The organism is Pseudoalteromonas sp. McH1-42 (genome assembly GCF_022347845.1).
Classification (GTDB): domain Bacteria; phylum Pseudomonadota; class Gammaproteobacteria; order Enterobacterales; family Alteromonadaceae; genus Pseudoalteromonas; species Pseudoalteromonas rubra_D.
This window is the reverse complement of record NZ_JAKRFU010000001.1, coordinates 238,928-262,983: the sequence shown is the minus strand read 5'-3', so window position 1 is coordinate 262,983 and position 24,056 is coordinate 238,928. Positions and strand designations below refer to the sequence as shown.

17 protein-coding genes are annotated in these 24,056 nt (G+C 46.2%); 13 read left to right on the top strand and 4 right to left on the bottom strand.

From position 1 onward, the window contains the following. Nucleotides 1-691: 691 nt before the first annotated feature. The 4 genes from lanKC (at nucleotide 692) to MHN31_RS01005 (ending at nucleotide 8,304) form a co-directional block, all read left to right on the top strand. A complete protein-coding gene (gene lanKC / locus MHN31_RS01020; protein WP_239443197.1) occupies nucleotides 692-3,415 on the top strand; it encodes a class III lanthionine synthetase LanKC in 2,724 nt (907 codons plus the stop codon). Further along, a complete protein-coding gene (locus tag MHN31_RS01015) occupies nucleotides 3,412-4,302 on the top strand; it encodes a hypothetical protein (RefSeq protein ID WP_239443196.1) in 891 nt (296 codons plus the stop codon). The genes lanKC and MHN31_RS01015 overlap by 4 nt, the downstream gene beginning before the upstream one ends. Continuing rightward, nucleotides 4,299-6,131, top strand: a complete 1,833-nt coding sequence (locus tag MHN31_RS01010; RefSeq protein ID WP_239443195.1) for an alpha/beta fold hydrolase — start codon at nucleotides 4,299-4,301, stop codon at nucleotides 6,129-6,131. The genes MHN31_RS01015 and MHN31_RS01010 overlap by 4 nt, the downstream gene beginning before the upstream one ends. 64 nt (nucleotides 6,132-6,195) lie before the next feature. Further along, nucleotides 6,196-8,304, top strand: a complete 2,109-nt coding sequence (locus MHN31_RS01005; RefSeq protein ID WP_239443194.1) for an ABC transporter ATP-binding protein/permease — start codon at nucleotides 6,196-6,198, stop codon at nucleotides 8,302-8,304. Nucleotides 8,305-8,355: 51 nt separating this feature from the next. Here the strand turns inward: MHN31_RS01005 and MHN31_RS01000 are convergent, their stop codons facing one another. Next, nucleotides 8,356-8,730, bottom strand: a complete 375-nt coding sequence (locus tag MHN31_RS01000; RefSeq protein ID WP_125557233.1) for a DUF6072 family protein — start codon at nucleotides 8,728-8,730, stop codon at nucleotides 8,356-8,358. 218 nt (nucleotides 8,731-8,948) lie between these two features. Between MHN31_RS01000 and MHN31_RS00995 the strand changes: the two genes are divergently transcribed. Beyond that, nucleotides 8,949-9,320: a DUF6559 family protein gene (locus MHN31_RS00995; protein WP_125557231.1), complete on the top strand. Its 372-nt coding sequence runs from the start codon at nucleotides 8,949-8,951 to the stop codon at nucleotides 9,318-9,320. A 78-nt stretch (nucleotides 9,321-9,398) separates the two neighbouring features. On the opposite strand, the gene MHN31_RS00990 is transcribed toward MHN31_RS00995, so the two are convergent. Both MHN31_RS00990 and MHN31_RS00985 read right to left on the bottom strand, forming a co-directional pair. Then, on the bottom strand, nucleotides 9,399-9,590 hold the full coding sequence (locus MHN31_RS00990) for a hypothetical protein (protein WP_125557229.1): 192 nt from the start codon (nucleotides 9,588-9,590) through the stop codon (nucleotides 9,399-9,401). Nucleotides 9,591-9,720: 130 nt separating this feature from the next. After that, nucleotides 9,721-11,997: a TonB-dependent receptor gene (locus MHN31_RS00985; RefSeq protein ID WP_194867219.1), complete on the bottom strand. Its 2,277-nt coding sequence runs from the start codon at nucleotides 11,995-11,997 to the stop codon at nucleotides 9,721-9,723. Between the two features lie 341 nt (nucleotides 11,998-12,338). Here MHN31_RS00985 and MHN31_RS00980 point away from each other — a divergent pair, with 341 nt between their 5' ends. From MHN31_RS00980 to MHN31_RS00970, 3 genes are all read left to right on the top strand, one after another. Beyond that, on the top strand, nucleotides 12,339-13,343 hold the full coding sequence (locus MHN31_RS00980) for a substrate-binding domain-containing protein (RefSeq protein WP_125557227.1): 1,005 nt from the start codon (nucleotides 12,339-12,341) through the stop codon (nucleotides 13,341-13,343). Between the two features lie 164 nt (nucleotides 13,344-13,507). After that, complete coding sequence (locus MHN31_RS00975; RefSeq protein WP_125557225.1) at nucleotides 13,508-14,743, top strand: MFS transporter; 1,236 nt, start codon at nucleotides 13,508-13,510, stop codon at nucleotides 14,741-14,743. 9 nt (nucleotides 14,744-14,752) lie between these two features. Next, nucleotides 14,753-16,234 (top strand): alpha,alpha-trehalase, encoded by a 1,482-nt coding sequence (locus MHN31_RS00970; protein ID WP_239443193.1) that lies wholly within the window; start codon nucleotides 14,753-14,755, stop codon nucleotides 16,232-16,234. Nucleotides 16,235-16,471: 237 nt separating this feature from the next. On the opposite strand, the gene MHN31_RS00965 is transcribed toward MHN31_RS00970, so the two are convergent. Beyond that, nucleotides 16,472-16,744 (bottom strand): hypothetical protein, encoded by a 273-nt coding sequence (locus tag MHN31_RS00965; RefSeq protein ID WP_138537958.1) that lies wholly within the window; start codon nucleotides 16,742-16,744, stop codon nucleotides 16,472-16,474. Nucleotides 16,745-16,885: 141 nt separating this feature from the next. Here MHN31_RS00965 and MHN31_RS00960 point away from each other — a divergent pair, with 141 nt between their 5' ends. From MHN31_RS00960 to MHN31_RS00940, 5 genes are all read left to right on the top strand, one after another. Next, nucleotides 16,886-17,959, top strand: coding sequence for a hypothetical protein (locus tag MHN31_RS00960; RefSeq protein WP_239443192.1), 1,074 nt, complete (start codon nucleotides 16,886-16,888; stop codon nucleotides 17,957-17,959). A gap of 180 nt (nucleotides 17,960-18,139) precedes the next feature. Continuing rightward, a complete protein-coding gene (locus tag MHN31_RS00955) occupies nucleotides 18,140-19,129 on the top strand; it encodes a hypothetical protein (protein ID WP_138537956.1) in 990 nt (329 codons plus the stop codon). A gap of 13 nt (nucleotides 19,130-19,142) precedes the next feature. Further along, complete coding sequence (locus tag MHN31_RS00950; protein WP_125557215.1) at nucleotides 19,143-19,919, top strand: nuclease-related domain-containing protein; 777 nt, start codon at nucleotides 19,143-19,145, stop codon at nucleotides 19,917-19,919. A gap of 285 nt (nucleotides 19,920-20,204) precedes the next feature. Next, nucleotides 20,205-21,095, top strand: a complete 891-nt coding sequence (locus MHN31_RS00945; protein ID WP_125557213.1) for a cation diffusion facilitator family transporter — start codon at nucleotides 20,205-20,207, stop codon at nucleotides 21,093-21,095. Between the two features lie 196 nt (nucleotides 21,096-21,291). After that, entirely contained in the window at nucleotides 21,292-24,054 is a 2,763-nt protein-coding gene (locus tag MHN31_RS00940) for an ATP-binding protein (protein WP_239443191.1), read from the top strand. Nucleotides 24,055-24,056: the final 2 nt, after the last annotated feature.

The following is a 24,056-nucleotide window of genomic DNA, read 5'->3' as shown; positions in this document are numbered from 1 at the left end:
GTCTAAACCCTCCTTTGTATTTAGTTTGTTTTCTTGTTCCTAATTTTTGAATTTGTCTCTGTATGAATACTTGTTCGCAGTATCAAGCTAAATCTAATCAACTTTAGGAGAAAATCCGGTGTTTTCCATTACACCTTATTACACCTGGTTTTACTTGAATGAGAACGTGCTTTTTTAACAAGTTTTGGACTGTTTTTTGTTTGTAGTCGTTGGTTGTCAAGTTATTGATAATAAATTGACTTCTCTCTTTGCTTGAGTGTTAGTGAAAGATTTTTTAAGTTTTCTTTAATGTTTTTTGTTTTTTAACTGGCGAGTGTTAAATGAGAAGCTATATTAATTAACGCTAGGTTATTAACTAGCACCACTAAACCTAAGTTTAAATAAAGTTAATAAGGAATGTAATCATGAAAAAAGTAATCGAACTTCAGAAAATCAATGCAGATGCAGGTACTTGTCACCCTTCACAAATCAGTGTTTGGTAAGTTCTGCTATTAGATAAAAGCCAACCAAGTCTGAGCGCAGTTTCTAATGTATTACTTTGCTTTATAAGCTGCGTTTAATATTGGTTGCTTTGCTCTATTATGTACAGCAAGGCTTCTGAAGAAGCTTTGTTGTACGTCTGGTGTGGTTTGGTTTTTTAATTCCATAGCCATGGTATTTATTTTTATCGATTTTTTATTTAAGGAAGAATATGGGTGATGCAATAGATAAGCGGATATCTGTAAGCGACCTGCCGCACTTTTTATTTGGTCAATCAAAGTTCTTTACTAAGGTGCAGTCTTATGAAGTCAAAGATAAAAGTTACCTTAGTATCGCTGAAGGAATATTAGGAGATAGCTGGGAAATCAGGCGAAGAGAGGCCTGGTATGTTGCTAAACCTCATTCAGTTGAACTACCCAGGCACGGATTTAAGATCCATATTTCATTGATATCCAGCCTTACCCCAGAGGCACTCGAGAATATTCTTCCTGTTCTGGCCGAGTTTGGCGTGGCATTTAAATTTTTGGTTGATGCCCATGTCCAGGATTTCTTTAATTCACAAGCTTGTAATAAGGTGTCATCCGGTAAGTTTTTAACTGCCTATCCAGCCAGTCAAGTTGAGTTTGAGGCCGTTATAGAGGCGCTTTTCACTGTGACGGAAGCGTACTATGGACCTTATATCTTAAGCGATCGTGCCTATAAAGAGAGCCGCTGTGTGTTCTATCGCTATGGCACCTTTACTGGTAATAAAGAATGCGATGTGACTGGTGCTTCGAAACCTGTTGTCATTAATGAGTTGACAGGAGAGACTGATCTTCGTTTACCTTATTTCCGTCTGCCCGAAGGGATAACGGATCCATTTCCTTGTCCTGAAGATGAATCAGAATCTGAGTTGCTTAATCAACGCTATGAAGTCGTCGATGCGTTAGCGAGTCACTCCAGCAAAGGTGGGGTATATCTTGCCAGGGACAAAAAGTCTGGTTTGACAGTCGTTATAAAAGAGGCGCGTCCTCATATTAATCGCAGCCTATTAAATGAGCACGACGCAATTTCCGGCTTGAACCACGAAGCCCATATTTTGCGACGACTTGAACACACAGGTGTGACGCCTAAAGTCGTCGAGGTGTTCAAAGAGTGGCAGCATCAGTTTTTAGTGCTGGAACATATCCCCTTTGAAACCCTCAATTATAGAGATTGGGAAAATCACAACATTTTGATAAATGATCAAGGTGAGCAGGCGCTACAGCTCTGCCAGCGCTATTTCTTATTATTAGCTAATATTATCAAAGCGGTTGAGCTGGTTCACCAGACAGGCGTTATCATTGGTGATATTGCGCCGCAAAATATCCTGATACACCCAGAGACGTTAGAGGTTAAGTTGATTGACTTGGAGGGGGCATATGATCAACTTAACGAACAATTTTACGCCAGGATAACCAGTCGTGGTTTTTCCGAATACGATAAAAACAAACGCAGAAAACCCACCGTGGATGAGGACTGGCAAGCTGTGAGTGCATTGTGTGTTCATTTGTTGCATCCGGTGTGTCCACTTTTTGCCTTAAACCCGGCGATCAAGAACACATATTTAAGCGCGTTGGTTAAAAGCCATGGTTTACCTGAGTGCATGTCAGAGGTTGCTATGCTGCTACAGGCTGCGCAAGTTGACAAAGTGAAACAAGTGATAGCCACTGCGTTGGGGCAATTAACGGTGCCAGCCGCTCAGACAGGCTTATTTGAACGAAAAAGTCTGAATCTGGATGAGGGCGAGTGTAAGCAATTATTGAAAAAGATGGCCGATGGCCTGGCCCATTTTATAGATAACCCAGTTGGAGAAAGCACTTTTCCTGTCGACTATCGGGCCTTGAACAGCCACCCCTATAGCGTATCTTATGGCCAGTTTGGGATTTTTTACTATCTCAGAAAGTACACAAATATCGTAGCCGAACCTTTAATGCAAAAAGCCATTGTTGAGCTCATGGCTCTGAATATGGCAAACATGCCTCCGGGCTTATACTCGGGTCTGTCTGGCATTGCCTGGGTGATGTATGAGTGCGGGTATCAGTCAGATGCGACCTTTTTAATGAAGCAGGTACTGAAAAACGACCTGCGTCATGATGCCTGTGATTTGTTTTACGGTGCGGCAGGTTGGGGATTAGCGTGCTTACAATTTTACAGCAAAACTCAACAGCCCGAGTTTTTGCAGGGTGCAAAAGAGGCTGCAGAGATAATCACCAATCAGCTAAACGAGCATCAGGGCACCTTGTATTACAAAAATCTGGACGGTCAGCCATATTCCGGTCTGCTCCATGGTAATGCCGGTATAGCACTGTTCTTTTTACGCTTGTACCAGGTTACGCAAAATCAGGAAGACTTACGCCTCGCTACACGTTGTCTGCAGTTTGAAATTGACAGAGGAGAGCGAATTAATAACGAACTGGTCTGGCGCAAAAACTACAATGAAAAAACCACTTATCCATACTTGCAGTTTGGCTCGGTTGGTGTGGGTTGTGTGTTGTTACGTTTTTACAGTGTAACTCGGGAGGTAAAATACCTCGCGCTTGCACAAGAGATTGCACAGGCAACCCAAGGCAAGTTTTGTATCTATCCAGGCGCTTTTGTTGGCATGAGCGGCATAGGTACATTCTTTCTGGATTTATATCGGGTAACCAAAGATGCGCAGTATCTCAGGGAGGCGAACTCAATTGCTTACAGAGTGAGTTTGTATCAGTGTGCAGCAGGAGAAGGGGTTGCGTTCCCGGGTGATAAACTGGCCGGACTCACCACAGATTATGCAACCGGAACGGTTGGCGTCGGCTTTTTCTTGTCTCGTTTACTGAATGATGGACAAGGAAGAGAGCTATTTCTTGACCCCGACTTTTCAGGTCTGGAGACCTGCGAACAGGCAGCAAAAGCGCAACTGGACTCGATGGAATGATGCTTAATAATTTTATTAATGTCAGTCAGCAGGGTGGCTCGTCAGAGTTTGAACATATGGTGAGTGCATTGGATAGTGCATTTGATTTTACGCATACTGAAGCGTCTCAGGACTTTACCGGAGGGGCATTTGTCCAACTGTATGACTTGACAAAGGGCTTTTATCAAACGCATTTTGAGCATATTTATCAGCACTATGTCCCATTGTACTTTTCTCTTTGGAAACTGAGAGTCAAAGATACGATAGGGCTGGAGAATATGCATCAGGATGGTGGTATTCATTACTTCGCGAGCAATGGGTATCAATCGAGAATGATCACGCTCTGGACTGCACTGCACAAAGATCCTATGCCGAGTTTATCAGCAAGTGATTTGGGTTTATTTGTGGTTGATAGTGAAAACCCGAGCCACTTTACACTCTATGAGCGACTGGCACAGACTAACACGCATTATTATCGCAGTGCTCCCGGTCTGTTGCGGGATATCAGGCAGATTGGCAATTCATCGGTTTGTTATGATGAACACACACTTGAGCGGCAAGTGTACGATTATGTGAATGGGACAACAATACAGTTTAATAGTCATCTGTTGCATGGGACGAATAGCATTGCTGAGCAGGCACATCTAAGTCGCAAAGAATATGACTGTTTCAGAGCCGCTTTGACCAGTGTCTGGATCCATCGGGATGATTTTAATCATGCGATTTTGAATATGCATCTGGAGGACTATGCGCAATTATACCTTGCCGGAATTGAGCCACAATACTGGGCTAAAATTAAGTGTCAACAGGCGCACTTATGCAACAAGGAGATTGGACGCATAGAGACGATTACTCAGTTGGCTCGTCATCATCTGAGTAACCCGACTTCCCTGGAGGCTGGCTTATGATCCCGCTGAGCGTTGATATCTCCGATGCATCTCACTTTCATGAAAACACCACTTTAACTGGCTTATCTTGCTCATATGATGGTCGTTACTTTTTGCTGAGTTCAGATCAATCTGGTTGTGCGAATGTATATCGGGTCGCCACTGAGGCCAACAGAATTGAGCAACTAACCCACTTCGCGACTCAACCGACGTTTGCCATTAGTTATTTCCCCAGGGATAGCCGATTTTTATACCGCCAGGATCAGTGTGGAGATGAACTTGATCATATTTGGGTCCATGAACCAGACGGGCAGCGTCGGGATTTAACACCCGGTGACGGTCTTAAAGCCAGCTTTTTACAGTGGAATGACAGCGGTGAGCAATTTTGGCTGTTGCACAACCAGCGAGACGCCAGTGTTTATGATGTCTACTGCTATTGTGCGGCTGATTATACAAACCAGCGTGTCTTTACCAATTGTGATCAGGTTAACGTCTGTGATATCAGCCGGGATGGGGTGTGGCTGGCGTGTGAAAAAGAATTAAACAGCAGAGCAAATCAGTTAGTGTTTTATCGCTTAGACACATCGAAAGGTAAGCGTTGTGAATACCAGCCCGGTTATTGGGTGGGTAAAAACGATATGCAGGCGCGACACATGATAATGAGCTTTGCCCCGGATAGCCAAAGTGTGTTCTATACAAGCGATCTAGATTGTGAACATAAGAATGTGTGGGTGTTAGATTTGGTGACGGGAAAAACCGCCGAATTGCTACGGCTTGGCTGGGATGTGACCGCATTTTATTTTTCGCCTTCGGGGCGTTATCAAATCTGTGAAGTGAACCGGGATGCTAAAACCTGCCTCCAGGTTACAGATACCAATACACAGAAGCCCTACTTTTTATCAAACGAGGAAGACGCCGCAACTGGGTTGTGTTTTTCGCCCGATGAAAGCCGGATTGGTTATTACACCGAGAGCTGTATTTGTCCTGCCAATTTGCATATTCACCACATTGGTGGGAGCAATAATCGGCTAATTCAGGCGCAAAACCCTAAGCTGCCTCAGCAACGTCTTGTGCGGGCTGAAGTCGTTCATTATCGCAGTTTTGATGGGCTATCTATTCCTGCGTTGTTGTATCGTCCCAGTGAAGCAAGTGCTGATAATCCTGTTGCGGCCATGCTCTGGATACACGGAGGACCTGGAGATCAATCACAGCAAAAATTCGATCCTGTGATTCAACATTTGGTGAGTAATGGTTATGCGGTGTTGGCTGTGAATCATAGGGGGTCAACGGGCTACGGGAAAACCTTTTTCCATATGGCAGACAGGCAACACGGTGATGTTGATTTAGAAGATTGCCTTTATGCCAAACACTATCTTGGTGATCTTGATTGGGTGGATGGTCAGCGCATTGGCATTATGGGCTGCAGTTATGGCGGTTTTCTGGCTCTGGCGGCATTAACATTCAAGCCGGATATATTTGCACTGGCGATTAATATCTTTGGTGTGACAAATTGGTTGCGCACCTTAAATAGTATACCTCCCTGGATGGGGGGAGTTCGCAAGCGAATTTATGATGTTATGGGAGATCCTGCCCAGGATCATCAGCGCCTTAAGCAGGTGTCACCTTTGTTTCATGCTTCGCAAATTTGTCGTCCTCTGTTGGTAGTACAGGGAAAAAATGACCAAAGAGTATTACAGATTGAGAGTGATGAAATTGTGCAGGCTGTGAAGCGCAATGGTGTGCCAGTGGAGTATTTGTTGTTTGAAGATGAAGGGCACGGGTTTAATCGCAGAGCAAACCTCATTGCAGCATCCAATCACTATCTTAATTTTCTTAATCAGTATTTGTAGCGACGAATTCGCAGTCGTCGAGACGTGTATATATACAACTTAACTCAACCCAATTTGGATGGATATGACCACTTTACTATTAACTGACCATCACATTTATCCCAGGTCAACCTTGCCCGGGCGCGAGCGTTGGCATATTGAGGGTCTATTGAACCAGCCACTGCTTGCTAAGCATCTGAGTAGTTATTTGAATAAGCAGGCCGGAATGGTGCAAGTGACGGCCAATCCTCTGACAGGCAGAGTTTTATTGTTGTTTGATCCGTCTTGTTGGCAAACGAAAACAATACGGAAACTACTAAAGCAAGCATTTCAGTACAGTCAAAAACAAACCGGTTGCGCAGAGAGTCATAGTACCCCACGTCACAAAGGGCTGGCTGGATTCAAACAAAGGCTTAATGAAAACCACTTGTACAGCTTAGTTCAACGGATTGAAGATGAGCAATGTCGGGCATTGAGGCACACGGCAATAAGAGCCAGTACCATCAACTCATTTTTTAAGATCCTGTCGCCCATTATGACAGGTTTGATGATCTCAAGTGTGCTATCACCGATTGCAGTACTAACAAAATTGGGGTTATCGCAAGGGGCTCAACTGGCATTCTTTACCGGTGCATTTGGGCTGTCTAAAGGTGCTGAGTCGATCACTGCACATCATAAAAATAAACATTGGAGCAAGTATTCCAATGAAATAGATAAAAAGATGAGTGAGCAGGTCTTTGCACACATACAGTCCTTACCTATGCCGTATTTAGACAGTCAAAGCCCTGACAAACTGCAGCATTTAGTTAGCCATGATGTGGATATTATAAAACGGTTTCTTAATTACACACCGGCTGAATTTACAGACAAAGCCACAACTATGTTGTTCAGTTCTGTGATTATACTTGCTATCTCTCCGGTGGCCTTCGCGCTTTGTTTACTTCCGGTACCATTTATCACCAGATTGAATAAACGTCATCAGGCAAGTATTCGGGAGCAGGCAAACAAAACAGGCGATCTGACAGACAGCCACAGGAAAGTGCTATCGAATAATCTGAATGGCCTGTCTACAGTTAAGAGCTTTACAGCTGAACACATTGAGTATGAGCGGTTTTGCAGTGCTAAAGATGCGGCCAGCGAACACACTGTCAGGCTTGATAGGGAAAACTCCTATTACTCCAGTATGAACGAGTTGATCTTTGTTATGGGGATTATGGGGCCGGTCGTCTATGGTTGTATGAACGTGTTGCGTGGTGGTATCGGTACTACCGAGTTTATGGTTCAGATTGGCATTGCCCCTAGCATATTAAATTCTGCGACCGGGCTGGAATATGGGAAATCTCTTTACAGAGATGCCCATGCTGCGGCGGCTCGTCTGGATGCAGTATTGAATATAGCACCTGAAGTGATTTCACGGGACGGCCAGCAACAGCTTACAGCTGGGGTTGGCAGCATAGCATTTAGCGATATACATTTTGGTTATTCGCAGCATAAGGTGATTAAAGGGGTTTCTTTTGAGGTTAAAGCTAACAAGAAAGTGGCGTTTGTTGGGCCAACCGGATCGGGTAAAAGCACATTGATCAAGCTTTTATTAGGCTTTTACCAGGCTCAGCAGGGTCAAATTTATATCGATGGTAAGAATATAGAGCAGGTAAGTTTAAAAAGTTTGAGGCAGTCAATCGCATTGGTAAGCCAGGAGCCATTTTTATTTAACGGCACCATCTATGACAACCTGGTTTATGGTCGACCCTCCGCAACTTTTGAAGAAGTCGTTGCGGCTTGTAAGATAGCGCAAGCTTATGAATTTATTGATGCTCACCCCGATGGCTTCAACGCTCAGATAGGCGAAAGAGGACACAAGTTGTCTGGTGGTCAACGCCAGCGGCTTTCCATTGCGCGAGCGGTGTTAAAAAATGCCGCAATACTGGTTTTAGACGAGGCCACGTCGGCGGTTGATAATAAAACAGAAGCTGCAATAAGGCAGGCTGTTGATTTAATATCACATACTTGTACTGTGATTATTATCGCTCATCGTTTATCGAGTATTCGGTATGTTGATACGATTTACCACATTAAAGAGGGAGAGATCAGTGAAGCCGGGACACATGAGCAGCTACTGGCAAGAAATGGCGATTATGCTGCATTGTGGCAATTACAAATTTCTGAACAAAAGAATGCACCTGCGATGAGGTAATGGGTAAACCAATGATTGATTGCTCTTTCCTGACGATTTAAAGGACCGTACTTAAGAAGACTTTTTCTCGTGATAGATATCTTCTACATCTTCAATAACACTTTCAATTACTTGTTCAATGGGTTGGCCTTTATCCAGTGCCTGTGACACGTCTTCTCGCAGACTTTGGTCGCCTGCGCCTTTCTTGGTGGTAAACTGGGTGAACAAGCTTTGCCCGGTTTTACTTAAGCAATAGGAGTTTGCTGCAACGAACAGCATTCCGGCCGGGCCCAGTGCTAATTTAGCCGCAAGCCCTGCGCCTACATGCGCCAGACCCAGTTTGCCTTTGCCCTGGGCCAGCAGGCTGACACCGGGAGTTAACAGGGCTTCGCCTGCCAGGCATGCTGTATCTTTTGCTATTTCTTTGTTGGTCCGTTTGACGCTCATTTTGATTATCCTTTCTAACGCATTGACTATTAAGTGTAATCATACTTTGCAAAAAATCCAGGCCAGGCGATGCGTATCATTTCTTTGGTGCACTTTTAACGTCTGATGATTGACGATATGCTGGGTTTTAAGAGTCAGGGATCAGGTAACGGGAGCGCGGTATCGTGATATTTCTCTGATACTCTGACCATAATAGGAACATTCAAAGGAGTACATAGATGTTTTCATTCTGGCAAAAGAAAAATTCGGTTAAATCTATTGCACGCCAGCTGCCTGTGCGATTGGTTGAATCCTACACCAGACAAGAATATTACTCTGTTGAACAGGTCGCTGAAGTGTTTAGTCAGGTTTTTAGTCATGACCATAATCAGGCCTATGCTTATGCAATGTTTTGTTCTCAGGCTGATTTTGACGCACTCCAGACTGGTCTGAGCTATGCTGAATTGCGAGCGGATGTGGGCAGGCATTGTTTTCACGACTGGCCTAGGTTTAATTTTGAGTCATTGCTTGTATATGCTGGCAGCACATACAGTGATAGTGGTTTTAGTGTCGGCGCAGAGGGCGGTGGCGGAGATGGTGGCTGTGGTTAGCTATCTGTTCACATTGATTCGAGAAAACAGGCTCTGCCAAAGACTGTGTATGGCAGGCCTTGTTTTGGATACTCTGAATTAAAAATACAAATATGAGTCGCAGTGACACTGCGGGTCATCTTTTAGCTCATCAATGTGTACTTCAACTTTGCTTTGCGAGCGCGCATCGTAAATTAATACCATGCTGTGTTGCCTGTCTACACTCAGTACTTCGACCGGGTGTTTATGATACTCCACCCATTCTCCGTCACGGACGTCTTCAATATTCATGATATTTCCCCCATTTGTTAGTGAAACGGCGCAAAGAGTCATCATCATATTGTTGTATTAATGAGTTTAGTGATAAAAATAAAAAAGCCCAAGCAAAGTGCCCGGGCTGTCTTATTTTCAGGGAGTGTAGTTAGAAACTGTAGCTGACGCTGAGCTTCACACTACGTGGCATAATGTAGCGGCCATTGGGGGCGTCGGCATTACGCGGATCGCCTTCGGTGATACCTTGTTCATCGGTGAGGTTATCCACTGATACCATCAGTTTTACCTGCTCCGTTGGCTCCAGGGTGAAGCCCAGATCAAACTTCTCGTAGCCATCCAGTACTACTGTGTTCTCATTATTACCAAAACGGTCGTCAACGGCTGAAATTGTGCCGTATACCGTGGCAAACATATCGCCGAGTTCAAACTCGTAACTCGGCGTTACCCTTACCTGCCAGCCAGGCTGACGTTGTGCTTCGTTGCCGATATTGTCCGGGCTTTCTGTGATTTCAGTTTTTTGCCAGGTGGCATTCATATTGACGCTAAAACCAGAGCTATGATTGAAGTTATAATCAACCTCAATACCCATAGCTTCATTGGTCAGGATTTCAGCCGGGTCGCCAGGCTTGCGCACGAAGGTATCGCCTTGCACTTCGTTGGCAAAGAGTGTGGCGAATAAATCGCTGCTTTCACCCATGTATTTGTAGCCAATCTCGGCTTGGGTTACTTCTTTGATCAGGCGTTCACCGCCTTGATAAGCGCCATAGTTGTCGCGGAAATCGTCGAAGTAAGGCATTTTGTAGCCTTTATTCATACGTGCGAACACGCCGCTTTGGTCATCCAGTTTAAAGTCGGCACCCAGAGTCCAGGACGTTTTGCGCTCGTCGTACGTGACAAACTTGTCGATGGTGCCATCCAGGCCTTCATCAACGGAATAGTCTACTTCGTGTTTTTCACTACGCAGGCCGAGATCTAAGGTCAGCGCATCGGTTGCGCGATAGCTATGTGTGGTGTAAAACGCCAATGTGGTTGCATCACCGGTACTGTTGATATCGTAATTAAAGCCACAGCCGTCTTCGCTGTTATTACACTCGATGCCGGTGAGCATTTCACCGCCTGCGGCGAGCACGTGATAGGCGGAATTACCCAGGCTCCACCAGTCTTTTGCTGAGGTAGTGGCTGTATAAACACCAAAGGCACTGTTAACCGACGAGAACTCTTTGCTAATGGCTAAGTCATTGGTAAAAGCCTCAATTTCTTTGAGTACGACCCAGCGGCCATAGTTTTGTACCATGGTATCACCGTCGTAAACTGTACCGGTGACTGAGCCTGTTGCACTGACGCCATCGTCAGCTACACTCGCCAGGGTTGTCGCTGCGCCATCAGGCACCAAACCATAGGTGTTTGCGTCACCGTTGGTCAGGCTAAAACGGTCAATTAACTGCCAGCCGTTAGGTAATTCGAGTTTCAGACTACCGCCTGAGATATGGCCTTTCCAGCCCCGGCCTTCACCTAAATCAACTTCCATATCCTGGCCTGCAACATGGATCACGGCCTGACGATTTAAGGTGCCTAATTGCGTAAAGCCAGCGTCGACACCGTCTACATTAAGTGGGGTTGGCAGGTACCAGGCACCAGTGTCGTCTGTTTGGCGGGTATAGACATTGAACTCACCATTATCAAATTCTTTGGTCAGGTTAATGGTGAACTGGTGGCCCTTTTCAGAGGTGAAGCCTGCATCGCGGATCCCGGAAGAGCGTTTTGCATAGCCACCAATCATGTAATAGAAGTCGTCGCTCAGTTCACCGCTTAGTACGCCGTCGATGCGCTGTAAGCCATAATCTGAAGTGGTATATTTAACAGTGCCTTCGGTCTCTTCTGAGCCACGCTTTAGATGAAAGTTGGTCGTCAAACCTGGTTGACCGTTTGAAACCACCGGGTTAGGACCGCCGCGAAGGCCTTCCATACGGGCAATGGTCTCATCTAGACGGAAAATTGAAGAGTTTTCCAGGAACGACAAAGTGGGAGCAGGGTAAATAGGTGAACCTTGCAGGCTAACGGTCAGGAATGGCGCATCTCCGCCGCCCGGAAAACCCCGGACAAAAACGTTGGCACCCGATTCACCGCCTGAGCTCTCTACCCAGATACCAGGTACAGATTTAAGTAAATCTGCGGTGCTCTTTGGCGCCAAACGTTCAATTTGGATCGCATCTACGTTGGTTACCGCGAAACTGGCATCCAGTTTACGAATACCAGCGCCGCCCGGAGTACCGGATACAATGATGGTTTCTACTTTTTTGTCTTGCTTAGTGGCTTGTTGCTCAGCCTGTGCAGCGCCCGATACGGCCATGGCTGCGGCCACCGCGGATGCGATTAAAGAGTATTTATTGCCTAGGTTCACAGGAACTGCCCCCTTGGTTGTCATATGTGTTGTCTGTGTCTGCACAGCTTTGGCTGTGCTCATTGCTATTGTTATGCGCCGCTCTGTCGTGCTCATAATGGCTCTTTCGAACTTATCAGCGCTCAGGTTGCACGCGGCGTCATTTTAAAATAGAACGTTATGCAAACGTTTGCAATAGCCGGTTTGCAACTTTTTTAGCACTTGATGGCAAACCTGTAACTGGACCGATGAGTGAAAAATCAAAAAGAGAAAAGGTAAGACAGGTTAGCAAACGCTGCGCTATAATGCGGTTAATGGGCATTGATATTGCCTTTAAAATTAATATATTCAACTCGTTACAATGGTTCTTTGGTGGTGCGTTATACATGCAGTCAAAAAAAATGAAACTCGCGGATCTGGCAAAATTAGCTGGCGTATCTACGTCAACCGCATCCCGTGCACTGAATAACAATCCGCTTATCAAGGAAGAAACCCGTAAAAAACTGCAGGCGCTGGCCAAAAAGCACAATTTCAGTCTGAATGCCGCTGCCAGCCGATTACGATTGCAAAAAACCAATGTGATAGCGGTACTGATTAACTTCGACGCTGAGACCGAGCAGTCCATCGATGACCCGTTTTTGCTCAAAGTGGTGAGCGATATTAATCTGGCGGTTAATCGCCAGGGGTATGAACTACTGCTCTCTAATTCTTACATGGCAGGTGATGACTGGCACGGTTATTTTATCGATGGTCGTCGGGCCGATGGGGTGATTGTGGTTGGCCAGGGTAAACAGCAGGCGCGTATTGAACGTGCAGCCAGTGCCGGCACGCCGCTGGTGGTATGGGGAGACCCCAAGACGGAGGGGGACTACCCGATTGTCGGGAGTGACAACTACCTGGCCGGTTGCATGGCAACCCAGCATTTACTGGAGCAGGGCGCTCGTCGCTTGCTGTTTATGGGTGATCCGGCGCATGCCGAGCTGGCTGAGCGGTATCGGGGCTTTTGCGAGCAGGTGAGTAAAGAGCCACAGGCAAGCGCTTCTTTATTGAAAATCGACATCACCAGCCAGGCCGCCTATGAGATTATCAATCAGACTTTATTGAGAGAAGGGCTAAGCTTTGATGGTATCTTTGCATGTAGTGATATGGTGGCTCTGGGGGCAATGAAGGCGCTCAAAGAGCGTTATGTCAGTATTCCAAACGACGTTCGTATGGTGGGATTTGATGATATTGCAATGGCGGACATTAGCTCGCCATCGCTGACCTCTATACAGCAGAACACCCGCCTGGCCGGGCAGGTACTGGTTGATAAACTTTTAGCGCAATTGAAAGGTGACAAGCCTGATTCCACGCAGCTTGACGTGGAACTGGTTGTGCGTCAATCGAGCTAAGTCTCATCGCGAAGGTTGGAATTAGTGCCGTGATATTTGCCGCTACGCGTGTCCGGGCTCTGTAAACAAACCGCACAATTTTTTAATTTTAAAATTGCAAACGATTGCAAAAATAAATGGTCGCGGCTAGACTGACTGTTATTGAATGGTTACAGAGTATCCTTATGAAGCACACCAGAGTCGTGCTGGCCATGGCGGCCTGCTACTTTTTGTTTGCGATCTTACTCAACAGTGTTGGCACTGTGATATTACAGGCGATTAATTCCTTTGCTGTATCGAAAGCGCAGGCTGCCAGCCTTGAGGGTTTTAAAGACATTCCCATCGCCATCGTGTCTTTTCTTGTTGCCTCGTTTATCCCGCGTATTGGATATCGGCTGGCGTTGCTGGGCGCGTTATTCCTGGTTGCAGTCATGTGCCTGCTGACACCCATGCTTGGGGCTTTCTGGGCGCTAAAAGCTTTGTTTGCCAGTGTCGGTTGTGCGTTTGCGATCGTTAAAGTCACTGTTTACGCCCTCATAGGCCAGGTTACCGAAGATGCGAAGGGGCATTCAAGCTTACTTAACACCATTGAAGGCTTGTTTATGGTTGGGGTGCTGAGTGGGTATTGGATCTTCGCGGCATTTATTGGTGAGCAGGCTGATTCCCTGGCCTGGCTAAATGTCTATTATTTGCTGGGCGCACTAACGCTGGTAACGGCATTGTTGGTTGCCAGTGCTCCGATGAAAAAGCCACACTTCAGTGAAGAGCAGCCGCTAAAAGACGAGTTCGTCGGTATGCTAAAACTGGCTTATCAGCCTTTGGTGCTGGTGTTTGTGTTGTCTGCATTTTTATATGTGCTGATTGAGCAAGGCGTAGGTACCTGGTTGCCAACGTTCAATAACCAGGTGCTGAATCTGCCAGTGGATATTGCGGTTCAGTTAACCAGTATCTTCGCCGCCAGCCTGGCAATAGGTCGTCTGTTAGCAGGTCAGTTACTTAAGCATATTCACTGGTACAGCTTACTGAATGCCTGCCTGATTGGCATGGCAGCACTGGTGCTACTGACACTCCCTATGACTGAAAACCTGCAACCTAAACAAGTAAACAGCCTGTTTGATGCGCCGTTGGCTGCTTATTTAATGCCTTTGATTGGACTGATGATGGCGCCGATTTATCCGGTGATTAACTCGGTAATGTTGAGCAGTCTGGATGAGAGACAGCACGCACCTATGACAGGCCTGATTGTCGTGTTCTCTGCACTGGGAGGAACCACAGGCTCACTGATCACAGGGTTTGTATTTGAATATATTGGTGGTCAACAGGCGTTTTACCTCTCTTTGATCCCCATGTGCGGCATTGCCATTACGTTATTTTTGTTTAAGCGACGCGCTCAGGCACAGGCCAGCGCTTGCGCACTTTAGGAGTTGTTGATGCAGTTTGAACAATCAAACTTGTTTAAAGCGGTGCAAACGCAGGGCATTTTTTCTGACAGCAAACAGTTTGCGGATGCGATCCCTAAAACTAGCTGGCAACAGGCTTGCGCATTATACGATCAAGAATCGCCACAGGACTTAGCCGCTTTTGTAGCCCGGCACTTTGAATTTGCACCGCAGCCTGAGCTCGCTACGCTGAGCGCAACGTCGGTCAAAGACTACATTAACCAGCTTTGGGGGCGCCTTGAACGCGCACCGCAAACAGGTAACGCCTCTTCATTGTTGGATTTGCCAGCCAGCTATACTGTACCTGGTGGGCGTTTTAATGAAATTTATTACTGGGATAGCTATTTTACCGCGCTGGGCCTGCTTGACGCCGGTCACACTGAACAAGTGTCAAATATGCTTGATAACTTTGTGAGCCTGATAACGCGTATTGGCCACGTTCCAAACGGCAACCGCAGTTATTACACCAGCCGTTCTCAGCCCCCTGTAACAGCACTGATGGTATCTTTGCTATGGCAGACGCATCACCAGGATCAGGCATGGTTGAGCAAAGTGACTGATGCACTGCAAAAAGAACATGCGTTCTGGATGGCGGATAGCGAAAAACTGAATGATGAGCTGACTGAAAGCCGGCGTGTTGTACGTATGCCCTGTGGTGGCGTAATGAACCGTTTCTGGGATGACAGCGCGGAGCCGCGTCCTGAGTCCTATAAAGAAGACATTGAGGCTGCCAGCATGCTGGAGCCAGAACATCGTGCAGTCTTTTATCGAAATATTCGTGCGGCCTGTGAGTCAGGGTGGGATTTCAGTAGTCGCTGGCTGGATGATCCTGCGCAGTTGTGCAGCATTAATACGGTACAACGTATCCCTGTTGACTTAAATGCTTTATTGCAGCAGCTCGAATGGCAGCTCAGTGAATGCTACGCCGCGCTTGGAGATAGTCAGCAAAGTGCGCATTACCTGAATCTTGTTCAGCAGCGAAAACGCCTGATCCAGGCCTATTTATGGGACAAAGAGCAGGGTTGGTTTATGGATTATCACATTGCTTTGCAAACGCGCAGTCAGGTGATGTCTTTGGCCGGTGTAGTGCCTATGTTTCTTAGCCTGGCAAGCCAGTTCCAGGCTGAAGCTATGGTTCAGCGCCTGGAACAAGATTTTCTTCGAGCGGGTGGGTTAGTGACTACTCTCACTGACACGGCACAGCAGTGGGATAGTCCAAATGGCTGGGCGCCTTTACAGTGGTTTGCTGTTAAGGGGATGCTGAATTATGGTTATAGTAAACTGGCTATCAGTGTCGCCAGACGTTGGTTAGTTATGCTGGAGCGTGACTTTGAACAGCGAGGCTGTTTACTCGAAAAATACAATGTGGTTGAGCCAGGTGTGCGTGCCGGAGGGGGTGAGTATACGGTGCAGCAAGGGTTTGGCTGGACGAATGGGGTAACCAGTCGCTTGTATCAATTGTTGGAAGAGTAGAGGCCTCGTCGAGTAGGTGAGGGCCGGTAACGATGTTAGTTAATATCGCTATATGATGGCCCAAATGAATGTGAGAGCTGCTAAAGTCCAGTAGCCCTCACATTTTTAATTCATCGAAGCGTCAATCGTGGTACGGGTGATACAAACGCATTGATATGCTCATAGAGCCAACAGACACCATCAGAGATGCCAACTTAACCTCTTACATTGACCACCTTTCGAAGCGCGACTGGTCACTCAATCCATAAAAGCAACACGTACGATAATGGCGCCAATTACGATAACAAATAACACCAGCTCCAGCTTATAAACGACGGAACGTGTCTCCCTTTGTGCCTTGTTTTTGGCTATGTCCTTTTTTATATTGGTACCTTCTGGGTGCCTTTTCTCATAGGCCTGGTTTGCTTTCTCAGCGAATTTTTTGCGCTTGTCAGGACTGAGCGCTTTATTTAATGCCGCGCCATGGTCTGAAACATGACCTTTGGCCGCGCGTTTTGGTGGACTAGGCATAGTGGCCTCCCCAACGAACCCCTTACGTTAAGTATAGCGCCAGATAGAGAAGACTGGCAGCATACTCCGCTGCCAGGGGAAATAAGAGACGCTGCCTAATGAACCAGTTCACGGCAAGCAGGTCAAAAGGTATACATTTGGGTGATATTTGTACATTACACTCTATTACATGAAAAACAGGCGGTGGTTCTGGTGACTCAATCGGCAAAACATCTCTTGATAGGTTTAGTTTTAATGGCTGTGATGGGGTTAGCCGGATGTGATGCGCCAATTCAAAATAGTGAAACTCAAATCGTCAGCTTGCAACAAAACGCGGTTCAGGGCCAGTTTTCAGTAGATGGCAACTTTGCCATTTTACACAATCCGGGTGACAAACTTGCGGTATACCATATCAATACTCAGACCCTTTTATTTGCTGTGGCTGACCCCTTTAGCGGGCTCGATAATGCCAAGGGTAAAATATTGGCGTTTAGTCTCAGTGAAGACAATAAGCGACTAGCAATAGGTTACCGAAAATCGGTGGAGCTATGGGATGTTGAACACGGGCTGCAATTGGGGTCAGTTGCGGTACACCCTTCGTCTGAGCTGGCAAAGGTATCGGCATTACGCTTATATAGTCGTCCCAATCTGTTATTAGCAGGGTTAAACGACGGCACCGTTAACTTACTGGATTTGGACAATCAGTTAGTAAAAACGGCGAGGTTCCATGACAGCAAAATAATGCATGTGGCGATGAGTGGGCAAGGCCAAAGTATACTGAGCGCTGGGCACGATGGCCTGGTCCTGTTATATGATGCCCGCACTATGATGACAAAGCGGCGTTTTGATTTTGGCCGCCGAATTACCAGCATCGCGCACAGTACGGATCAGACCCAGCTGTTTGCTTCCGATGCACTCAATGAACAGCGTATTTTCTCCGTATACTCAGATGCCGAATATGACGTTAATTTACACTACCCAGAGCGTTTCAGGTGGTTTAGAGCGGCTGCGTTTAGTTCAGATCTGCGTTATTTGGCAACGGGATCGACAAAAGCCTGGTGGACTTTGTGGGATGCGCAAAGCGGTCAGGAAATTGGCGCTTATGCTATTCAGGCTCAGAGTCGCGATGCCACTGTGCTTGATATGCATACTAATTCTCAAGGTGAACTGCTCACGCTCAGTAGTGACGGTTTTGTTGAGTTGTGGCAGATCAGTACCTTACTAAATCGTGAGTGAGGGCTGGTGTGGTTCTTGCTGGCGATAGCTCAGGTGTGGTGTTATCGAGATGTAATAGAAACAGGAACGGGTTTCTTCTACCCTCTGTCTTGTTAAACTTGGTATACGTTTTCAGGTGTACTTTTTACTCTCAGTTAATACACGTATAATGGCGGTTTTAGTGGTGTCACGAGTAGAGTTATGTGGTTAAAGGTAATGCTGGCGGCATTGTGTGTGATAATGTTGAGCGCATGCAATGAGGAAATCCAGCTAAGTCAGGGTAATGTTGGCAGACTGAATGACAGTGGCATTGCGATAGGCCATTTCTCAAAAGACGGGACTAAGCTCGTCACATTTGACAATCAAAAACAAATTCAGGTTTGGGATGTAGCCACACAACAGGTCGAGTTTTCAGTGCCCAAAGAAAAGACGCCTGAGTTTGTTCGAGATATAGCGCTGTCTGAAGATTTGAAGATGCTAGTGATTGCCAGTGAGTCAGAATTGGCTTTTTGGTCACTGAGTAAAGGTAAGCTAGTGACCAAAGTTGCATTTGGTGGAGTAACACCTGGTGCAGTGATCACGGCTATGGCCATATCGCCTAAAAATGATAAGGCCATCGTGGCGATGGCGGATGGCACCATCAATATGGCCGATTTACATACTCAGATAAACAACCGATTTGCGCCGCACTCGCGACCGGTTCAGCATGTGTTTTGGGATGATAAGGGCGAACTCTTTGTGACCGGCGCTCAGGATGGCAAACTGGCACTGTGGAAATTTGGCTCGGCAGAACCTATTTTTATGAAAGAGTTTGATCATCGGGTGACCAGTGTTGCAGTGCGGGATGACTTCTCTGCCTTGTTTGCGTCTGATGCTTTGAATGAGCAGGTTGTTACATCCCTGACCGATGGACAGAGTATCAGTGAGCTACAGTATATGTCGCGTTTTAAAGTATTTCGTAAAGCGCTGTTTATTAAGGGGAGTGAGCTGCTCGCAACGTCTTCGTCAAAATCGCATTTGACCATCTGGAATGCGAAAAATGGCGAGGAGCTGGGTACCTGGCAAATTAACTTTGTTCATGATGGGGCGACCATAGTGGATATGTATGCGGCGGATAGAGATACCCTCCTGACATTAAGTAGTGACGGTATTTTAGAAGCCTGGACGCTTAACGCATTAGCTCAACGCTAAAAAAGGTGGCGGTATGGTTAGATGGATTTTGGTTTGCGTGTTTATCGTCAGCACTCATGTGTTGAGTGCAGAGCCAACTTCTGGCAACGAGCCAGATAAAGGTGCTGATGTACAGATAACCAATGCCGCGTCGCACCAGGCGGATGTTCTGACTAAGGTACAACCTGATGTGCAATCTCAACCAGAGTTCACCGCGTTTAATCTGATTGCGTTGTGCTTTTTGGTTTATCTTATATGGACTGCTGCGCGTTACATTTATATGCGCAAACGTGAAGCCAATAAAGCACAGGCTGATAAGCTGAAATGGCAGGTTTACCGCAGCTTAACGACATCGCTGGACGCAAAACACTATACCATTCTCACTCGTCATTTGTATCCGGAACAGCTCGAAGCTTTGTCCTTGGATTGTGTTGTGTTGTCTCCATTTGGCATTTTTGTTGTGGTGGTGGTTGAGCAAAGTGGGTTGATTGCTGTTGAAACAGACAGTCAGGTTTGGCCTTGTCGGCATAAGAACAAGACTCACTACCTGGCAAATCCGCTCACGGCAGCGGCACAACGCGCCTCGACACTGGCTGGTGTGTTGAATACGCCATTTGGTGTACGTTGGTTAGCGGTGTTTCCTGATGACGCAGAGTTTAGCCCAACCCGGCCGACAGATTGCTGTAAGGTTAGTGAAGTTTCTCTGGATATACTCAGGTATACCCGGTGTCAGTTTAGCCATGAGCAAGTAAGTTTGTTTGAGCAGGCTGTTTTAAGCTATGGGCAAGGCCATAAGCGATTGAGTGCCTGAATAAAATCTTGCGTCAGCCCTTCTGATGGAGGTTAATCTAAGTCAATAGACTGGCTACTCACTGCCTTCAATACATTTTATTTTGATTATATTTCGCACGATCAGTGTCATTTACTAAATTTTGGACCTATTTTCGCCGAGATTTGTAGACGTAGGATACGCTATTGAAATAATCAGATTGATATTACTACTGACATTTTTGATGCGCGGCCGTTGAAATCAGGGTACAATTGCGACTCTTTATCATTTCCCCAGCTGTATTTTATAAGGCATTAAACCGCTCGAATGACCGATCTGACAACACACCAAGCGTCTCGTAATCGACTCCTTATCGCCCTTGCGCTCACATGTACCTTTATGATTATTCAGGTTGTAGGTGCCTATTATGCCAATTCATTGGCTGTGCTAGCCGATGCCGGGCATTTATTTGTGCATAATAGCTCTTTGCTCATTGCGTTAATCGCCTCGTCTGTTGCAATCAAGTTGGCAAAAACCTACAGCGACGGATATAAAAAGGCAGAGTACACTGGCGGTCTGTTTAATGGACTGCTGTATTTATCTATTGCTGCAATTATCTTGCTTGAAGGCGGTGAGCGGCTAGGACATCATGCCGAGGGGCATGACCTTAATGTGAACGCCTTCGCGATGTCGAGTATTGCAGCAGTCGGGTTCTTGTTTCATGGTGCCTCAGCATGGGTGTTATACAAGGGGCGTAAAGATAGCATCAATGTTTATGCGGTTTTTCTGCACTCTTTTTTTGATTTGCTTTCTACTATTTCTACCTTTGTTGCGGGTGTACTGATCCACCTGACTAACTGGCAGGTTATTGATATTGCCTCGAGCATGCTTATATCTGTGTTTGTGTTGTTCACCGGGGTTAAAGTGATCTATACCTGTATTCAGGGTCTTACGGAAAAAGCACAAATGCTTCCGGCTGTCGAAAAACTGGAACAGCTGATCCTGTCGACTGAACACGTTGAGAGTGTTCACAACATTACTGTCACTATGCTGGACAATCAGTTAACCGTTGGGGCGCATATTGTGCTTAAACATCATTGCACGATTGAAATGCACGATGAAGCGTGTCGCCTCGAAGTAGAACGTGCTTTGATGAACACCTATGCCGTTAAACAATGCGTTTTGCAAATAGAAAGCCACGATTGTCCGGATCACTAAACTTGGCAAAAGTCAGTTTTTCCTTTACTTTTTAACAGTATCAGTAAAAAAATTGCAAGCTAATCAAAATGAGCAACACAGGTTTTTGTGTTGTAGGTGATAACTTGTATAGCTGATCGAAACTCAGGGCCTGCGTAGTACTCATAAGGTGAGGTGCAGGTTCCTGTAGGTGTTAAGTTCAAGAGGAGCCTGAGTATTGTTCGGGAAAATAACAGCATTACCTAAGATCGCGATTGCGGTTGTGCTCGGGTTGTTAGGTGGCTTTGCTAACCTTCTGCCCCTATGGTTCCTGGATAGTTCCGAGTTTCTGCTTGGTCAGCTGTTCGTTATTCTTGCATTGATGTCGCTGGGCTGGCGCTATGCTTTATTGTGTGTCGCAATTGGTGCGGCCTTTATATTTTACCGCTGGGGACACTGTTGGCCATCTACGGTGTTTTTGTTAGAAATTGCCTGGCTACAGATCTTTTGTGTCAGACCTAACAAACCTTTATTTATGCGGGGCCTGGCATTTTGGGTGCTGTTTGGGATTCCATTACTCTTCCTGTTCGGTAAGTTTGCCCTTGACCTCAACTTACTGGTTATTATGACGGCGCTGGCCAAGTACTTCATTAATGCGGCTATATGCCTGGTTATTGTCGACTTACTGTCATTATTTTTATTCAAACAATTGTGGCAGGCGAAGCCACTGTATCGCATTTTGAATTACATGATCAGTCACCTCATTATTCTGGTGGTGCTGGTGACAACGATTATGCTGACCAATAGCCACTATGAACGTATAGAATATGAGGTGAGAGCGCAGCTGAGTGATGTTGCGAACACAACGGCGCAGCGGATAGACAGCTTTCTTGGTAATCATCGCCGTGCTTTGGCAGATGCTGCGCACAATATTGAAGCCGGGTTGGATCAACAGCATACAATCACACGTCTGGTCGAGTCCTATCCGAATATCCGCACTGCCATCACCGCGGATGAATCCGGGCTGGTTACACACTTTTACCCCGATACGCTTAGGACCAGCCTTGCTGGCGAAGTGCCGGCAGTATCCGATCGTCAGTATTTTATTCAGGCACCGTATTATCCCAATGGGTTTGTGTCGGGCATTTTTCGGGGTAGGGGGTTTGGTGATGATTCGATTGTCGCTATTTCTGCCCCCATCTATGAGAGAGGGAACTTTGCCGGGATTGTGGAAGGGTCCGTATTTTTTAATACATTTGAGCAATTTATTCCTCGTATTTTGTCGCACCTGGGACACTTGATGATCCTGGATAGCGAAAATAAAGTGGTATTTAGCTCCCTGAAATCTGACTTTAATACGCTCGATGAACTGGACGAAGCGACGTTAAATTCGCTGACCAATGATGATTTGAATCTGTATGTTGGTAAGACGGAAGAGGTGTTTTACCGTCGTGGTGTGCGTTCTGAGGAGTTTAGCTGGCAGGTCATCAGTCTGGTGGAGCGCAAGTATGTCAATATGGCGGTTGCATCGGCCTGGGGACAGTCTTTTTTCCTGGCTCTGTTTATTATTGCACTGAGCAGCGTTTTGGTTAGCAAATTAACCCGTATGCTGATCAACCCAATGCATGATCTTAGTAGTCGGCTGAACGGGTTTGACCCGGCCAGTCGTAATGATGATTTGTCTCCTCGCGAAGAAGCAACCTTTCTTGAAGTGATTACGTTGCAGCAGCAATTTACCCAGCTGGCGTTTAAGTTGTCTATGAGCTTCAAAAAGTTGCAAAAAGCCAATCAGGAAAATCAGTCGCTTAATGCTCAGCTCACCAACTTTAATGCCCAATTAGAGAGCCAGGTGCAGGAGAAAACTGAAGAGCTAATTGATGCACTCGACAGGGCCAATAAAGCGAGTTCAGCAAAAAGTTTGTTTTTGGCCAATATGAGTCATGAAATACGCACACCGCTCAATGGGATAATTGGCATGACCGCAGATATGCAGCGGCACACCCATGACACAGAGGTTGCTGAGTCTTTGCAGATCATTTATCAGTCTGCGCATAACCTGCTGCTGATCCTGAACGATATTCTTGATTACTCCAAAATTGAAGCTGGCGCCCTGGAGCTGGACAGGCACGATGTTGCCTTTCGTAAGATGTTACATTCGCTGACCACGTCCTTTTGCAAAACTGGCGTGAAGGCTGGAGTGACATTTAGCTATGAGGTTAACGACTCTATTCCAGAGTACCTCAAGCTGGATGAGTTGAGGGTGACGCAAATCATTAACAACTTGCTCAGTAATGCAGGCAAGTTCACTGAGCAGGGTAGTATTAAGCTCAGTGCCTGTTACGTCAACGAAGCCTTGCATATTGATATCTCTGACACCGGGGTAGGGATTGCGAAAGAGAAACAGAAGCAGCTATTCGGAGAGTTTATTCAGGCTGATGTTTCCACAACACGTAAATATGGTGGCACAGGGCTAGGCCTGACAATATGTAAACGCCTGGCTGAGGCAATGGGGGGGACAATTAGTTTAGAAAGTGAGGCCGGCAGAGGCAGCACGTTTACCGTGATTTTGCCTGCCAGTCCGGGTGAAGCGCAGCAAGACGAAAAACAGCATGTCAGTGCACCGGATCTGATTGGTGTGAATGTGTTACTGGTTGAAGACAACCCAATCAACCAGATCGTAGCGGCAAAATTGATGGAACATACAGGCTGCAATTTGACTAAAGCAAATGACGGCCTGGATGCGCTGTCTGTCTTAGAGGGTAACCATATGCCCGTTATCCTGATGGATTGTCAGATGCCGAATATGGATGGATTTGATTGCACTCGTCGGATCCGGCAAAACCCTGACCTATACGGTACACCTTATATCATTGCCATCACAGCCAATGCCTTCAATGAGGACAAAGTGAAATGTTTGCAGGTAGGGATGGATGACTTTGTTTCTAAGCCCATTGAGCCTGATGCCCTGTATCAATGCCTGGCTCGATGGCGTAGCGCATAACT

Excerpts from the sequence above, each read along its gene's own strand:
- lanKC (WP_239443197.1), top strand. The coding sequence starts at position 692 with ATGGGTGATGCAATAGATAAGCGGATATCTGTAAGCGACCTGCCGCAC.
- MHN31_RS01015 (WP_239443196.1), top strand. The coding sequence starts at position 3,412 with ATGATGCTTAATAATTTTATTAATGTCAGTCAGCAGGGTGGCTCGTCA.
- MHN31_RS01010 (WP_239443195.1), top strand. The coding sequence starts at position 4,299 with ATGATCCCGCTGAGCGTTGATATCTCCGATGCATCTCACTTTCATGAA.
- MHN31_RS01005 (WP_239443194.1), top strand. The coding sequence starts at position 6,196 with ATGACCACTTTACTATTAACTGACCATCACATTTATCCCAGGTCAACC.
- MHN31_RS01000 (WP_125557233.1), bottom strand. The coding sequence starts at position 8,730 with ATGAGCGTCAAACGGACCAACAAAGAAATAGCAAAAGATACAGCATGC.
- MHN31_RS00995 (WP_125557231.1), top strand. The coding sequence starts at position 8,949 with ATGTTTTCATTCTGGCAAAAGAAAAATTCGGTTAAATCTATTGCACGC.
- MHN31_RS00990 (WP_125557229.1), bottom strand. The coding sequence starts at position 9,590 with ATGAATATTGAAGACGTCCGTGACGGAGAATGGGTGGAGTATCATAAA.
- MHN31_RS00985 (WP_194867219.1), bottom strand. The coding sequence starts at position 11,997 with ATGACAACCAAGGGGGCAGTTCCTGTGAACCTAGGCAATAAATACTCT.
- MHN31_RS00980 (WP_125557227.1), top strand. The coding sequence starts at position 12,339 with ATGCAGTCAAAAAAAATGAAACTCGCGGATCTGGCAAAATTAGCTGGC.
- MHN31_RS00975 (WP_125557225.1), top strand. The coding sequence starts at position 13,508 with ATGAAGCACACCAGAGTCGTGCTGGCCATGGCGGCCTGCTACTTTTTG.
- MHN31_RS00970 (WP_239443193.1), top strand. The coding sequence starts at position 14,753 with ATGCAGTTTGAACAATCAAACTTGTTTAAAGCGGTGCAAACGCAGGGC.
- MHN31_RS00965 (WP_138537958.1), bottom strand. The coding sequence starts at position 16,744 with ATGCCTAGTCCACCAAAACGCGCGGCCAAAGGTCATGTTTCAGACCAT.
- MHN31_RS00955 (WP_138537956.1), top strand. The coding sequence starts at position 18,140 with ATGTGGTTAAAGGTAATGCTGGCGGCATTGTGTGTGATAATGTTGAGC.
- MHN31_RS00950 (WP_125557215.1), top strand. The coding sequence starts at position 19,143 with ATGGTTAGATGGATTTTGGTTTGCGTGTTTATCGTCAGCACTCATGTG.
- MHN31_RS00945 (WP_125557213.1), top strand. The coding sequence starts at position 20,205 with ATGACCGATCTGACAACACACCAAGCGTCTCGTAATCGACTCCTTATC.